Below are 14392 nucleotides of genomic sequence, written 5' to 3'. Positions count from 1 at the left end.
AGGTTTTTATATTAGATACTTACAAAGTAAAATAACAAAAGAATTAATGACACGCTCATTGAGAGTAAATCATCAGAGGATTAACCATGTCAAAATTGCACTTTCTGAGAATGGATATCCTACCCAAAAATCCTTGGCTTATGAAACGGGATTATCCATAGACACAATTAGTAGATTCCTCAATTGTAAACCCGTTCTGTATGGAACCTTTGAAGAAATATGTCGGAAATTAAACCTAGATTGGAGAGAAATTTCCACTCCTGATTTTGAGCCTACCTCTCTCAAAAAAAGTATAAATACACAGGAGTTAAAAAGCAACAAATACCAAGACTGGGGAACTGCGGTTGATGTCTCAGTGTTTTACGATCGCACCCAAGAAATGGCACAGTTAGAATCATGGATATTGCAAGATAGGTGTCGCTTGCTTACAGTCTTCGGCAGGGGTGGGGTTGGTAAAACCATTTTAACTGCCAAGCTGGCAAAACAGATCCAGGGTGAATTTGATTCTGTGATTTGGCGATCGCTCCGTCAAGCCCCATCCTTTGATGAGATCATAACTGATTTGCTATCCTTTGTATCCAATTATCAAGAACCCAAACCCGACATCAACAAACTCATTTATTATCTGCGTACTTCCCGGTGTCTAATTATTTTAGATAGCCTAGAAACAGTCTTAGATGTTGGTCATACTGGTAAATATCGCTCCGATTATCAAGAATATACTGAGTTAATCCGGGTAATAGCAGAAGTAGAGCATAAAAGCTGCGTAATTTTAACTACTAGAGAGAAACCAGTAGAAATGAATTTTTTGGAGGGAGCTAACCGTTGGGTTAGCTCCCTTAAATTATTTGGCTCACTTGAAGCAGCCTTTCTCATACTGCAATCCTATCCGCTCTTGGGTACAGATGAGGATAAATATAAATTATGCAATTTATACAATAATAACCCCCTAAAAATCCGGGTGGCTGCCAATACCATCATTAACTTATTTAATAAAGATATCAACAACTTTCTAGAGCAAAATACCTTCGTATTCAGTAGTATCCGCCACTTACTTGATCGGCAATTCCATCACCTTTCGGCTTTGGAACAGCAGGTAATGTACTGGTTACAAATAAATCAGCAATTTACTACTATTAATTACTTACACACCAAAATTGTGCCTACTGTATCTAAAGCAAAACTGTTTGATGCTGTAGAAAGATTGATTAGGCGTTCTTTAATTGAGACAGAGGTTGGTGGCTATACCCAGTCACCGATTGTAATGGAATATGTGAAAGAGGTATTTACGGAGGAAATTTTTCCTTTAATCAACTAACGAGATCAGCGATCGCTCCTCAAGCAGAGACTACAGCTTCCGGTTGATAGCGGATACCAGCTTGTTTAAAGCGATGTAAAGCTTCACCCAAGCGATCGCAGTCGGCAATCAAACTGATTCTTACATAACCCTCACCTGCAACCCCAAAGGCATTTCCTGGGGTAACTACAACGCCTGTTTGCTGCAACACGTTCAGGGCAAAATCCGTGGAACCAACGCCAACGGGACACTTCACCCAAAGATACATTGTCGCCTTGGTTTTGGGAATATCCCAACCCAACTCTCCTAACCCGTTAATCAGGAAATCGCGGCGGGTGCGGTAACGTTGTTGTACCTCATGCAAATAGACATCTGGCAATTGCAAGGCGGTTTCGGCTGCTTTTTGCAAAGCGGAAAAAATACCGTAATCCAAGTTAGTTTTTAGTGTTCGCAAACCTTGAATGACATGGCGGTTCCCCACCACAAACCCAACACGCCAACCAGCCATATTATAGGTTTTAGATAAGGTGTGAAATTCCACACCAATATCTTTCGCGCCGGGAATTTCTAGCAAGCTAGTGGGTTGATAACCATCAAAAGCTAACTCGGCATAACACAAATCATGCACCAGTAAAATTTCATATTTGCGGGCGAAGGCGACGATTTCTTCAAAGAATTCGCGGGGGGCTGTGGCAGCAGTGGGATTGCTGGGATAGTTGAAATAGAGAATTTTAGCTTGTCTGGCAACTTCGTCAGGAATAGCAGCTAAATCGATTAACCAGTCATTCTCTGGTTTAAGAATCAAACTATGGATTTTCCCCCCTGCGATCGCAGGGCCGCGAAAATGGGCGGGATAAGCTGGGGAAGGAACCAGAACTAAATCGCCAGGGTTAACGTAGGCGATCGCTAAATGGGTTAATCCTTCTTTAGAACCAAGTAGCGGTAAAGCTTCGCTATCGGGATCGAGAATGACATCATAGCGGCGGCGATACCAATTGGTGATCGCACGGCGAAAACTAGCAGTCCCCTCAAAGGGAGGATAACCGTGATTGGCGGGATCTTTCAAGGCTGCGATCGCAGCTTCTACAACTGGTGCTGGTGTTGCACCATCGGGGTTTCCCATACCCAAATCAATTAAATCTAACCCTTGTTCCCGTGCTTTAGCTTTTAGTTCATCTAAACGGGCAAATACATAGGGTGGCAGTTTTTGTATACGTTCTGCTGGGACAATCCAATCTAAACTCATGCTTCAACCTCGTCACTCATTCCCTTGGGCGAAACTCGATTTATGTCTCTACTGTCTCTACTATCTATGGGTGCAGTGGTGGAAACCATTGCCGCCATCAATTGTTCCAACGCGACTTTAAATGGTAGTCGATGGATGTCAGAATTAGGAACTAGAGCAATTTCAGCGGCTGTTTGCAACTCGCCTAATGTAATATTGCCCAATCCCAAATCACTTAATTTTTGGGGTAGTCCAATTTCTGCGTAGAACTTTAACAACTGTTGTCTTGCTGATGCGGCTAATTGATTGCCTTGTAGCATTTCTTCTAAACGCAGTTGTACCAAAATCCCAAAAGCAACCTTTTCGCCATGAATACTCTCATGTCCTGAAATGTGCGTTAAACCATTATGCACGGCATGGGCTGCAACTGTGCGACACTGCGCCCCTCCAAGTCCCCCAACTACCCCAGCTAATAAAACAGTAGCATCTACGACTTCTCGCCAAACTTCACTACCTGGTTCTTTCAAGGCGGCCGCTGACTTTTGTAAGAGGATATCTCGCAAAACTCGTGCTTGTTGCACCGCAGCAATAATTAAAGTGTCTTGCAAATGCCCACTGCTAACTGAGGCTTCATACCACTTAGCGATCGCATCACCAATTCCAGCTACTAAAGTCCGTTGTGGTGCAGTTTTAATCAAGTCATAATCAAGTATCAATAAATCGGGACAATGAGACAGCCCCACATCGTAGAGAAATGCCCCATCTTCCGAATAAACATTCGACAAGGCACTCCAAGCGGCACAAGTAGCCCCTGATGTCGGAATTGTCACCACTGACAACTGCAATTGCTGTGCAACTAATTTCGCTGTATCTAAGGCTTTGCCGCCACCAAAGCCGATAATTACATCAGCTTTATGTTCTTTTGCTTTTTTCTGTAAAGATTTCAGGCTAGCTTCGCAGCAATCTGCACCATAAGAAGCTTGGACAGGATGTAACTGTTGCGTTTCTAAAATCGGTTGCAAATTCTTTCTGCTGATGGCGAGAGTAGACTCACCTGCCACAATTAAGGGACGACTTCCCAAACAGGCGATCTCTGCTGCGGCTGCTTGTAGCACCCCAGAACCACGAATTACTTTTGCAGGGGCAACTGTGAGCGTCAATAACGGACTAGAGGTTTGAGTAGACAAAGAAGGTTGAGTAGAAAGTTGATTAGACATATAATCTAGTTTGCCAAAACCTTGATATTTCTTAATCTAATAGACTTGCAGCCAAGGATACTTGTTGCCACGCTTTTTTCAGGATGGCTACAAGCTTGTATCTGACTCAACTAGGTTTTAACCGATTTAATAAAAAAGACAAAGCCTATCGCCAACTGGTTAAGCAAATTGACGACTTTGCTTGAATCTGTGATGTCCATTAGTCTGAAATTCCGAACTATCAAAGTTTTGAATAACCGTATTTAACATTACCATTCTCAGATTCTCAAGAAAAGTCATTGAGAACTGAATAATGTGTCGATGGTCATTGTCAGCTATGGATAAGTACCTAGGTACATACATCTATCTATCTGTATGCCTCCACAGCCAACTCATGTGCCGCAAAGACTTGTGAAAATGGCAACAGTGGTAATTAGGATAACAACTGACAAATCACAACTATCAATACCCATTACCTGCACGCTGATTGACTTTTACCCACAGTGGAACTACTAAAGTGTGAATATCTTAATCTAAAAATAACTATTAATGTATCAGTAAATACAAAATAAATTTTGTCATCCTGATGACAGGTAAATTATTGTGTCCTGTGAAATGGGTCAGAGGGGATAAGGAGAAACTTCTACAAAAATTCCTCCCTGCTCCCCTAACTCCGTGCTTCTTAAGCTGTGGGTTTTGGCAATTGGGCGAAATTGTCTGTGTAAATTTTGACTGTGACTGGAGAATTTTGACGAGAAACGAGCGATCGCTTGGCCTCACCCAAGTAAACTGGTACAGAAGTCCCTGGTTCTGGGTGGATAATGGTACGGGCGCGAACTGTCAACTTTTCGTCTTCCCGTGTACCTGAGCGACCATAAGAAAACAAATTACTGGCTGCTTGACGTAAAGTTGCTTCTAATTGTGTGGGTGTAATTTGGGGTGATGTGGCAATCACCGCTTGTGTTGACCCATTGTCATAAACTAGAGTGTACCGGGCTGCTCCTGGAATCACAGTCCGACTCAATGGGACTATCGAAAGTCCAAATAAACCACCCGTCAGCACCAGCATAAAGCCAGTCGTACCCACCAGGCGAAAGCGGATGCCCCATTTGAGAATAAAAGCCAAAACTGTTAAGGCAGCAAATACCAAGGTAGCTATGCCTGACCATTGGGTGTACTGAAGAAAGTCAGCTGTTGTGAGCATAAGGTTGGTTATGAATGCGTCTTTTTTTCGTTACCGACACACCCATTTTACCGAGAGCTTACACTATAGAGGTTATCGTAGTCTTTAATTCTCCGTTTTTCACATACAAATAGATAGGCTGTAGCGAGTTACAAAAACCTAGCTTAATTTCAATAATCATGTTTTATACTTCTTTATAAAAGATAAAAATTTTTTAGATATTCCGTCAAATTCAATATCTTTTAAAATTGTGCTTAACTGAGTAAAAATAATAAAAATACAAAAGGGCATCTACAAGAGATGCCCGTCATGCAGGAAAACCCCAAAGGGTTGTCCCTACACCTTCCCAACAATCAGCAACAGTGACTAATTAGGTATTAGTCACACTCACAGTCACAGACGTGAATATAGTAATCTTATTAACTTCAAACTCTAAATGTCCCCAGTGCATACACTGAAAACAACTAATGCCTAATTTTGATGATATCCCAGCCTGTGTTGTTGATTATAACGATGTACTACTCCACAAATGGCAGCCAAAATTAACCATGAAAGCGCATTCAATCGAAAATCGAAAAGGGTTACATCTACTGTATTCAATAGAACCCACCCAACAAAAGCCAGAAAATAACTGAAAAATATCAATCTGTCTTCTGTATTTATATATTTTGACTTTCGCAATAATTGCCCGCCTGAAATCAGAATCCAAGCAAGTAAACCACAAAATAAAAAAGTACTGGGAAAACCAGTTTCAGCAGATAACATCAAAAACAAATTATGGGGATGACCTAAGGGAATCTGCATCTTTGCTCTGTAGAGTCCACTAAAACTGCGTAACCCCCAGCCAGTCCAAGGATGTTCTTGAGCTAAAGACCAAGCAAACTGCCACTGAGTTTTTCGCATTAAAGCAACTGGTCTATCTGGATACATATCGTCATTTAATCTTGCCCAAAAGAAAGCAGGAACTACCCGGCGAAAAAATTGAGCGACTGGTGAGGGTGCGAAAGCTGCCAAAAGCACACTAGAGACGATCGCAGCCACACCACCCATAAGAATGCGCCAACCTTGGTAGAGTGCATAAGCTAAACAGGCAAAAATAGCGATCGCCCACCCATTGCGCGAGTTGGTAAAAATCAAGGCGATGAAATTTGTAATCATCGCCACGGTTAGGAAGAGGAGGGGGAGAAATGATTTTTGACTCTTGACTCTTAGTTGCTGATAGTTTTCTAACCACAACCCTAGACCAAGGATGAAAACTATCACTAGATAAGCTGCGAAAGTATTAGCGTGCAAGAAGAGTGAAGCTATGCGACCTGGCGGATTTCCTCCTGGTGCGATCGTCCAATCCAACACAATCCACAAAATCTCTAACTTCAAACTCCAGCCCAAAAATAATTGCCCCAAGCCAATAATCACCATCGGCATAGAACCGATTACCAAAATCCAAGCCATTTGCCGCAATTGAACAAATGTTTGAATTAGAGCGCTATGGGCAGCGAAAAGTAAAAAAAATGGTAATAAATTAAATAAGCCGAGGAAAGCTGCTGTCTTGTCATCGGCAAACCCAGCACTCACGATTAGCAACACACTCAAAAGGGCAAATCCCCAATTGAGGGGGCGGCGACTAATTTTGCGGTATTGTTTCAACCAAGTTATTAATGATACAAAACCTATAGTCACAGCCCCCAATAAAGGACTCAATGGGAAAATTAACAGTGCCCATAGAGAGTAGTTCCAAGAAGATTGCCAACGAGACTTGAAATAGTCAAAAACCTTGTTCAAGCTGGTTCCCAACATTCCTCACGAGTGAGGCGAATTTGAGCTAAAGCAAAAATAGTAGGGATGATCCGACCATAGTTAGTGGCGATCGCTCTCCACCCTAAATCCGCAAAAAACCAAGTCCACATTATCGGCCCAATCACGGCAAACATACTGCGGGCTGCCCCATAACGAGCAGCATTCACAGTCATACCTCGCTGGGCCATTCGCATAGCTACATGGCTTTTAAACTGCGTTGTAGCTGCTTCTGAACCTGTAATCGCCGCTTGTTTGGCTACTTCATAGGTAGCAAAGTGGATGGCAAATTGACGGGCAATTTGCTTAAGCACAAGTGGCTGGAGAAGAGAAGTCACCGCTAATGCACTACCGCCTTTGAAAAGTAACCCCAAGGGGTCACGCTGCAATAAAAGTGGTAGCGGTTCTTTTAGTTCTGATTTGACAAGGTGACGCTGCACTCGTAGAGTCAATTTCTGCTTTTCTTGTTCAGGCAATTTTTTCCACACTTGTCCTAGTAGATGCAAAAATACTTCTGCTTCTAAATCAATGGTTGCCAGTTGATTAGAATAGGGAATTTTTAGATACTTACATACTTGAACTAAGGCTTGTCGGTAAGTTACCTGGCCTGTGCGTCCCCGCAATACCGTCATTCCATCTGCTGCCAAAAAACGAAAGCGACCCTCTAGTGCGTCTAGCCAGGCTTTACGGTCTTGGCTTTGCACTTCGATGGGTTCGGGTGTGTGTACATAGTCTAGGGGATTGAACTTACGACTAAATAGAATTGCCGTTAAGTCTTGCAATTCTTCTTCGGTCGCTAACTCTAGCGCCGCCCTCATCTCATCCAATTTCCCTTCCTCCCTTCCATGCAGCTTTCTGTACCTTATTCTACTATTAGCTTTCAGCAGTCATTAGTAGTAATTTTGTCCTTTGATAATAACGAATAACTAATGACCAATAACTAATAACCAATGACTAAGGACTACTGACTCATGACTGATATTGCAGTGATTGGTGCCGGAATAGCTGGTTTAGTCTGCGCCCAGCAGTTAAGTCAAGCTGGATATTCGGTGCTAGTGGTAGAAAAGTCCCGTGGTTTGGGAGGAAGACTAGCTACACGCCGCTTGCATGGAACTTTGGCGGATCATGGGGCTTGTTACCTGAAGCCAAAGGGTGAATTGTTGGGACGTTTTGTGGAGATATTGCGATCGCGCCATATCCTCGAAGTTTGGACGGAGGAGGTTTACGAACTCACAGCAGGTGCTCCTTTATCTGAACCCAAAAACCGCAGTCCGCGATATGTTGCACCTGGAGGCATGAGTGCGATTGCTAAATCCCTCGCCCCAGGTTTAGAAATATTACTGAATCAGCGTGTCATTGCTATTACCCCAACTCCCGAAAATAGTTGGCGTTTGGCTCTCGAATCTAGCAACGAAGAATTAACTGCAAAAGCTTTAGTTGTCGCCATTCCTGCACCCCAAGCTGTGATGCTGTTAGAACCTTTGGGTGAAAGTGGATTGGATGCAGCCTTTCTTGACAACTTGCGTTCTGTAGAATTTTATCCTTCGATTAGTGCGATCGCTGGATATCCTCCCACATCCCAACCACTCCCTCAGTGGAAAGCTCTAACTTTTGTGGATGATGCTGATTTAGCATGGATTGGTTTGGATAGTAGCAAGCGTTCTAATCCTCAACAACCACATTTTGTGGTGCAAAGTAGCGCGGATTTTGCCCAACGCCATCTAGAATCCCAGGATTTACAACCGGCCGGACAGTATATGTTGCAACGAGCAGCTGAATCTCTGTCGCTCCCTTGGCTGAATACTCCCGAATGGATGCAAGTACATCGTTGGCGTTATGCCTTTCCTAGCCGTCCTTGGCACGAGGCCTTTCTGTCTGCCGGAACTCCTCTACCTTTAGTTTGCTGTGGTGATTGGTGTGGCGGCAATCTTGTGGAAAGTGCGATGGTTTCTGGATTAGCGGCTGCTGATGAAATTAATAATCAGTTACGTCATCTACCTTTAGAAAATGTGAACTTTCTCAACGTTTTTACCTGATCCTTTCATCTGTCGTTAGACTGATTTTGCACTATAGCGAGTCGCTATTTTTATGACTCACTAAATCAAGGTGCAACAAATAAGTTTTTTAGATGAAACAGCAATTTTTGCAGCAAACGTAAAATGTGATGTAAATTACCAAGAAAGGTTAACTTCATTAAAAACTTGTTCCTAATTCAAGTTGTTTTATTGCTGTTAGTCTTGATCCCCTATCTTTAATGCTGCGTTTTGTGTAAATTTCTGCCAAAAAGGCAGAAATTTGAAATAATTAGGATTATAAATATAAAATGTTGAGAAGATGTCAGCATATCGGATGCTATTTTAATTAATTCATACTGTTAAAAAGTATAAACTTTAACTAAAATAAGCAAGGAAAAATGTCTGACATTCACCCAGTATAAAAGACTAGTTTCGGGATTTATTACATCTATCAGTTGGATTATTTCTAACTGATTGTCATAACGACGTTGCCATCTAAAAAAGTTATTTTCTCCACCAATCATTGACTGGAATAAAAAAGGGGTTTAAAAATCATGAAAACGGTAGTCAATTTAACACAGCAATCAATAGTCAGTGAGATTGAAAGCGTTTTGGATACATATCCATACCATCCATATCAACAAGCCTTTGCGATTCCTGACTTACGCCAAGAGCTAATTGCTTTCGTCCTCAACCGCATTCCCTCCTTTTACAGCGCGATGTCTGACGCACAGATTCCGCTAGCTGAAGCTGAACAAGGAAACTTGGCTTATTACAAATTGCCTCGTAAACCCTTAGAGCAGCAACTACACTTACAGAATTTGATTCACCAAGGTATTTGTTTAATCGTTCAAGAAAAGTCAGATTGGATTAGCCACCATGTTTGTGAAACAGTTCAATCAACTTGTGAACCCTCTCACTGGTTTGGTTAATAGTTTTAACAAGATTTGGCTCTCTGCTGAGATATCATAATGCCCGCAGTGAATTTTTAATTTTTGAGCTAATCCCATGACTCAAGTCAGTGTAAAACTCGTGGGAATAGCTCAATATTTTTTTAAGCATATTGCTTGCTATTGAGGTGTAAAATTTGACAATTAAGAGGTTCAAAGGACATCCCAGGACATGAGAAAAATAACTGCTCTAATGTTGGTAAGTATTACTGTGACTGTCGGGATGGGAGCATTAACACCCAAAGCCACTAATGCCCAATTATTTTACCCACCAGCAAGCGATCGCCATTCAATAATGGTAATCGGGCAAGGAGTAGTGAGAGTGCCAGCAGATACAGCGGATATTGAATTGGTATTCAGTAGGGAAGCTAGCAATGATGAGTTAGAAACGCAACCATCATCTCTACCTGAAGCCCGTCGCTTGCCCTCACGGACTCTACTCTTAAATTACAAAACAGCAGCAGAACCTTTACCAAACACAAAATCTCTAACTAAAGCAACTCTCCAGCCTGTAGTTAATAGCCTAGTTGCAAAAGGAGTTAGGGCTGATAAAATTCAAGTGCAAATTAGCACTAATTCCAGTGAAAATAGCGCCAAAATATTGGTGAGATTGGAAAAGCCAACACGCGATCGCGTCCAGGAGATTGTTGCTACAGCGAACAAAGCGACAAGTGAAATTGAAAATCTTTCTGTCAAGAGCGTGGGCGTTGAGTATGCAGCCAATGACTGTCAAGCTTTGCAGAGTTCAGTTTATCAATCAGCGATGAAAGACGCTCAAAGTCGCGCTCAGGCTTTAGCAACTGCTATGAGTGTTAAACTTGATACTCCTTCTATAGCCGAACCTTTTTATACATTATTCTATCCCTCATGTAGTTCCAAAACTGGAGTTCCTTTGCCGTCATTTGCTAGTTTTTTATTATCACCAGCTTATAATCCAGATGCCCCGGCAGAAGTAGAGATGAAAAAGGATATTTTTGTGACATATACAACGAAATAATCATTTATATTACGTGTATCTCACTTTGATTGAGTCAAGATTATAAGTGCGATCGCTTGACTATTTTGCCTTAGCTGTAAACAACTCTAATAATGAAAAAACTCCAGAAATGTTTGTGACAAATCTGGAGTCAGGAAAGATACGCATTTACCTATACCAAATTTTCACCGTGACGAGCATTCTACGTCATCAGGGTATACACTCAAATACAGTTAAAGATGTCTAAGGATCAACTGCTGTGCTTCTCGTTTACACAACTTCTCTGTTGAAAGTAACGCAAAACAGCCCCAGATGCACTGAGGCTGTTTTGCGAGAGTTGTTTGGCAGAAGGGGTACATCAATAAGTGATGCCCCGTGTTAAATATAGATAATTCAGTATGCATCCTTATTCAGCCGTGTTTTGGCATATCCGGATGATTTGGAAAATTGCGTAGGCGCAGCCCGTCGTAGACATCGCTTTTTCCAAAAAGAAACTCCAGATGCACTTAAGGCATCTGGAGTAGTAACAGGTTTCTAACATCAATCAATTTTTACCTATGCGATCGCCAGATGTCGTTAGGGTATATACTCAAATCTATTTTATGTCTGATCGTCCGCCAATAGAACAGCAGGTTACCTTCTTTTATACTCATGATCTCAATGCGTCCGCAGAATTCTACGAACAAAAGCTGGGCTTGGAGTTGTGGCTTGACCAAGGAATCTGTAGAATTTACACTGTTAGCGGTTCTGGATATTTAGGATTGTGTCAAGCAAGCGAAATATCAACTCCTCCAGCCGACATGCAATCAAGTGTTATTTTTACCTTGGTTACACAGCAGGTGGATGAGTGGTTTGAATATCTCAAACAACGTGGCATCGAATTTGAAAAGCCACCTAAACTAAACAAAAAGTACAACATTTACCACTGTTTTTTGCGTGATCCCAGTGGTTATTTAATTGAAATTCAACGTTTTGAGACTAACCGCTAAAAAAAGACATAACTAAATAAGTTATGTCTAAACGTTTAATTTACAGGGCAGGATTTATACAGGTTAGAACTTTTTGATTTACTGGAGTACATGATACTGACTAATGCTGTATAACTATTATCGATAGCCATGTACCTTTTCTTCTATCGATTTATCGGCGTGAGGTGCGGGATTTATGCAGCTACCGAGAAATCTTTACATTTACTTACAATTAGCCGCGTAGGCGTAGCCAGCCGTAGCTATCGCTTTGATATACATAAGGCAATACGCTTGGGAACAGCCTCCCCTACCTACCTCAGCAGATTGTAACAGAAGGCAGGATACAGCCATCACCGCCAGCATATACTGTTATCTTTCCATCACTACTTATAGTTCTCGTTTACGTGAGGTACACCCGTAGGGGCACGGCAGTGCCCATTGGTGTCAACTTAAGCTAAAAGCCTTTTCAAATCTCGTTTCCAGCCTCTGGGCTGGAAATGCTGCTCCTGGCGGCTCTGCCGCCAGCAAGAGAGGACGGCATTCCCAGTCTCCGACTGGGAACGAGACAATATCTAAAAGCTGCTTCTAGGATGGCTTTCACGTTAAGTTGACATGTATGGGCAGTGCCGTGCCCTAAACCTCGTGATGTAATGTTGTACCGCATCTGAATGGGAACCGCTATATTACAATATCCTCTTTGCCAATTGTGCTATTTCTATAGTTATTATTTTTAATGTATCGATGTTTAATCTATCGGTTCAGTAAATATTCTCTTAGGGTGACTGTATGAAAGCCGAAAAACTCACATGGCTACGCACAACATTACAACTTAAAGGTTCGGTAATGAAAGCGGTTTATAAACATATTTTATGGTGCGGAGCTTTCGGATTTTTGATTTCTATACTTTACCATTTTGATTTGCCTGTATCCCAACCTATTTTAGGAAGCGTTATTCCTAGTATTGTTTTAGGTTTGTTACTTGTATTTCGCACAAATACCGCTTATGATCGATTTTGGGAAGGCAGAAAATGCTGGGGTTCCTTAGTAAATAATATCCGAAATCTGGCACGGCAAATTTGGGTATCAATTGATGAAATCTCTCCAGAAGATAAAGATAATAAAATTACAGCATTAAATTTGTTGGTAGCTTTTGCTGTGACAACTAAATTACATTTGCGGGGAGAAGCAGTCAATAGCGAGTTAGAAGATTTATTGCCATCTAGTAAGTATATAAAACTGAAGATTATGAATAATCCCCCTATAGAGGTCGCCTTTTGGATAGGAGATTATTTACAGGAGCAGTACCATCGTAATTGCCTTAATAGCTACCAGTTAACATCTATGCAAGAATTATTGAATAATCTTGTGGATAATTTAGGTGCTTGCGAACGCATTTTAAAAACACCTATGCCATTAGCTTATGCCATTCATCTTAAGCAATTATTGCTGCTATATTGTTTCCTGCTACCCTTTCAAATAGTGCAGACTCTGGGTTGGTGGACAGGTTTAATTGCTGCTTTAGTTGGTTTTACAGTATTTGGCATTGAAGCCATCGGCTTGGAGATAGAAAACCCCTTTGGTTATGATCCTAACGACTTACCTCTAGATGCGATTTGCGACACAATGAAACGCAACATTGATGATTTAATTACTCTAACTCCAAATACGCGATCGCATTCAAGTAATTTGACCTATGAGAAAAGTTGAGATTGGAAAGAAGTTCCAAGATTTGGTTATAGCTGTCAAGTCCCATCTCGCCGCGTCCATCTTCTTTCGCAGTACTATATAAACGCGAAACAATCTCTTCATTGGTGGATGTGCAATGATGCCTGTACGTCAAACTTTATCAAAGCCTGATATCCAACTTTCTTATTTAGAGTGGAACCAAGGACAAGAACCTTTACTGCTGTTACACGGCTTAGGCGACCATGCTCTAGTGTGGTCTAGTTTAGGAAATTACCTAGCGGCAGACTACCACATAGTTGCACCAGATATGCGCGGACATGGCCAAAGTAGTAAACCTGAGAGAGATTATAGCTTTGAAAGTGCGATCGCAGACCTCGAAGCACTTATGGATCATCTCGGATGGACTTTTGCCCATATTGTCAGCCACTCATGGACAGGCAAATTAGCCGCCATCTGGGCAAGGCAAAACCCAAAGCGTTTGCGGAGTATAATTCTGGTCGATCCAATTTTCATCTGGAAAATGCCCAGTCTTCTCAGGGTAACTTTTCCCATGTTGTATCGCTTCTTGCCTTTTCTCAAAAGTATGGGTCCCTTTGCCACTCATGAAGAAGCCGAACAACAAGCACAGCAGTTAAAGCAATATCAAGGATGGAGTTCCTTACAGCAGCAAGTCTTTCAAGCAGGAATAGAACAAAAACCCGATGGTAGTTGGGGCAGCAAATTTACCATAGCCGCCCGTGACAGCATTTTTGAGGCAGTAATGCAAGTGCCTGGTTTTACAATCCCCCTTGACACCCCTGCCATCTTCGTCCAGCCAGAACAAGGATTGAACCGCCAAGATTGGCAAATTAAACCCTACAAAACCTATCTTAAAAACTTACGCATCTGCCAAGTTCCCGGCAATCATTGGCCGTTTTTGACACAACCAGAGGCATTTAACCAAACTGTAGCAGCTTTATTGGCAGAACACAGATAGAAAATCTCATAATTATTGGACGGGATTATCATACGGCAACAGAAGAATTAATAGGAGCGATGTCTAGCAACAAACTGCTACGCGTCTGTATTCCTCTTAAATCAGTTATGAGTTATCAGTAACTCG

General features: G+C 41.8%; 13 protein-coding genes. 7 read left to right on the top strand and 6 right to left on the bottom strand.

The window, feature by feature from the left end; genetic code table 11:
* The first annotated feature begins 46 nt into the window (after window positions 1-46).
* Window positions 47-1318 carry a helix-turn-helix domain-containing protein gene (locus F8R90_RS28535; protein WP_196512760.1) on the top strand — a complete coding sequence of 424 codons (1272 nt, stop codon included), beginning with the start codon at window positions 47-49 and terminating at the stop codon, window positions 1316-1318.
* 19 nt (window positions 1319-1337) lie between these two features.
* Here the strand turns inward: F8R90_RS28535 and F8R90_RS28530 are convergent, their stop codons facing one another.
* From F8R90_RS28530 to F8R90_RS28510, 5 genes are all read right to left on the bottom strand, one after another.
* Window positions 1338-2543 carry an aspartate aminotransferase gene (locus F8R90_RS28530; RefSeq protein WP_196512761.1) on the bottom strand — a complete coding sequence of 402 codons (1206 nt, stop codon included), beginning with the start codon at window positions 2541-2543 and terminating at the stop codon, window positions 1338-1340.
* Entirely contained in the window at window positions 2540-3739 is a 1200-nt protein-coding gene (locus tag F8R90_RS28525) for an iron-containing alcohol dehydrogenase family protein (protein WP_196512762.1), read from the bottom strand. The genes F8R90_RS28530 and F8R90_RS28525 overlap by 4 nt, the downstream gene beginning before the upstream one ends.
* Before the next feature lie 661 nt (window positions 3740-4400).
* Window positions 4401-4922: a Ycf51 family protein gene (locus F8R90_RS28520; RefSeq protein WP_190896596.1), complete on the bottom strand. Its 522-nt coding sequence runs from the start codon at window positions 4920-4922 to the stop codon at window positions 4401-4403.
* 450 nt (window positions 4923-5372) lie between these two features.
* Entirely contained in the window at window positions 5373-6698 is a 1326-nt protein-coding gene (locus F8R90_RS28515; RefSeq protein WP_196512763.1) for an O-antigen ligase family protein, read from the bottom strand.
* Window positions 6680-7522, bottom strand: a complete 843-nt coding sequence (locus tag F8R90_RS28510; RefSeq protein WP_196512764.1) for a hypothetical protein — start codon at window positions 7520-7522, stop codon at window positions 6680-6682. Before F8R90_RS28510 ends, F8R90_RS28515 begins: the two co-directional genes overlap by 19 nt.
* A 144-nt stretch (window positions 7523-7666) precedes the next feature.
* On the opposite strand from F8R90_RS28510, the gene F8R90_RS28505 reads away from it, so the two are divergent.
* The 4 genes from F8R90_RS28505 (at window position 7667) to F8R90_RS28490 (ending at window position 11625) form a co-directional block, all read left to right on the top strand.
* Window positions 7667-8731: an NAD(P)/FAD-dependent oxidoreductase gene (locus F8R90_RS28505; RefSeq protein WP_196512765.1), complete on the top strand. Its 1065-nt coding sequence runs from the start codon at window positions 7667-7669 to the stop codon at window positions 8729-8731.
* A 533-nt stretch (window positions 8732-9264) separates the two neighbouring features.
* The gene (locus F8R90_RS28500; RefSeq protein ID WP_196512766.1) at window positions 9265-9642 is read left to right on the top strand and encodes a hypothetical protein; all 378 of its coding nucleotides are present in this window, start codon (window positions 9265-9267) and stop codon (window positions 9640-9642) included.
* A gap of 190 nt (window positions 9643-9832) precedes the next feature.
* A complete protein-coding gene (locus tag F8R90_RS28495) occupies window positions 9833-10657 on the top strand; it encodes an SIMPL domain-containing protein (RefSeq protein WP_196512767.1) in 825 nt (274 codons plus the stop codon).
* A 581-nt stretch (window positions 10658-11238) separates the two neighbouring features.
* Window positions 11239-11625, top strand: coding sequence for a VOC family protein (locus F8R90_RS28490; RefSeq protein WP_196512768.1), 387 nt, complete (start codon window positions 11239-11241; stop codon window positions 11623-11625).
* A 445-nt stretch (window positions 11626-12070) separates the two neighbouring features.
* On the opposite strand, the gene F8R90_RS28485 is transcribed toward F8R90_RS28490, so the two are convergent.
* Window positions 12071-12268 (bottom strand): hypothetical protein, encoded by a 198-nt coding sequence (locus F8R90_RS28485; protein WP_196512769.1) that lies wholly within the window; start codon window positions 12266-12268, stop codon window positions 12071-12073.
* A 122-nt stretch (window positions 12269-12390) separates the two neighbouring features.
* On the opposite strand from F8R90_RS28485, the gene F8R90_RS28480 reads away from it, so the two are divergent.
* On the top strand, window positions 12391-13311 hold the full coding sequence (locus tag F8R90_RS28480) for a bestrophin family protein (protein WP_196512770.1): 921 nt from the start codon (window positions 12391-12393) through the stop codon (window positions 13309-13311).
* 118 nt (window positions 13312-13429) lie between these two features.
* Window positions 13430-14266 (top strand): alpha/beta fold hydrolase, encoded by an 837-nt coding sequence (locus tag F8R90_RS28475; RefSeq protein WP_196512809.1) that lies wholly within the window; start codon window positions 13430-13432, stop codon window positions 14264-14266.
* Window positions 14267-14392 lie beyond the last annotated feature (126 nt).

Source organism: Nostoc sp. NZL (genome assembly GCF_015714705.1).
In the GTDB taxonomy this organism is placed as follows: Bacteria; Cyanobacteriota; Cyanobacteriia; order Cyanobacteriales; family Nostocaceae; genus Nostoc; species Nostoc foliaceum_A.
The sequence above is the reverse complement of the archived record's forward strand: the minus strand, read 5'-3'. Positions and strand labels throughout refer to the sequence as shown.

Bases quoted from the DNA above. Each gene is read 5' to 3' on its own strand.
- F8R90_RS28535 (WP_196512760.1), top strand. From the start codon at position 47: ATGACACGCTCATTGAGAGTAAATCATCAGAGGATTAACCATGTCAAA.
- F8R90_RS28530 (WP_196512761.1), bottom strand. From the start codon at position 2,543: ATGAGTTTAGATTGGATTGTCCCAGCAGAACGTATACAAAAACTGCCA.
- F8R90_RS28525 (WP_196512762.1), bottom strand. From the start codon at position 3,739: ATGTCTAATCAACTTTCTACTCAACCTTCTTTGTCTACTCAAACCTCT.
- F8R90_RS28520 (WP_190896596.1), bottom strand. From the start codon at position 4,922: ATGCTCACAACAGCTGACTTTCTTCAGTACACCCAATGGTCAGGCATA.
- F8R90_RS28515 (WP_196512763.1), bottom strand. From the start codon at position 6,698: ATGTTGGGAACCAGCTTGAACAAGGTTTTTGACTATTTCAAGTCTCGT.
- F8R90_RS28505 (WP_196512765.1), top strand. From the start codon at position 7,667: ATGACTGATATTGCAGTGATTGGTGCCGGAATAGCTGGTTTAGTCTGC.
- F8R90_RS28500 (WP_196512766.1), top strand. From the start codon at position 9,265: ATGAAAACGGTAGTCAATTTAACACAGCAATCAATAGTCAGTGAGATT.
- F8R90_RS28495 (WP_196512767.1), top strand. From the start codon at position 9,833: ATGAGAAAAATAACTGCTCTAATGTTGGTAAGTATTACTGTGACTGTC.
- F8R90_RS28490 (WP_196512768.1), top strand. From the start codon at position 11,239: ATGTCTGATCGTCCGCCAATAGAACAGCAGGTTACCTTCTTTTATACT.
- F8R90_RS28485 (WP_196512769.1), bottom strand. From the start codon at position 12,268: ATGCGGTACAACATTACATCACGAGGTTTAGGGCACGGCACTGCCCAT.
- F8R90_RS28480 (WP_196512770.1), top strand. From the start codon at position 12,391: ATGAAAGCCGAAAAACTCACATGGCTACGCACAACATTACAACTTAAA.
- F8R90_RS28475 (WP_196512809.1), top strand. From the start codon at position 13,430: ATGCCTGTACGTCAAACTTTATCAAAGCCTGATATCCAACTTTCTTAT.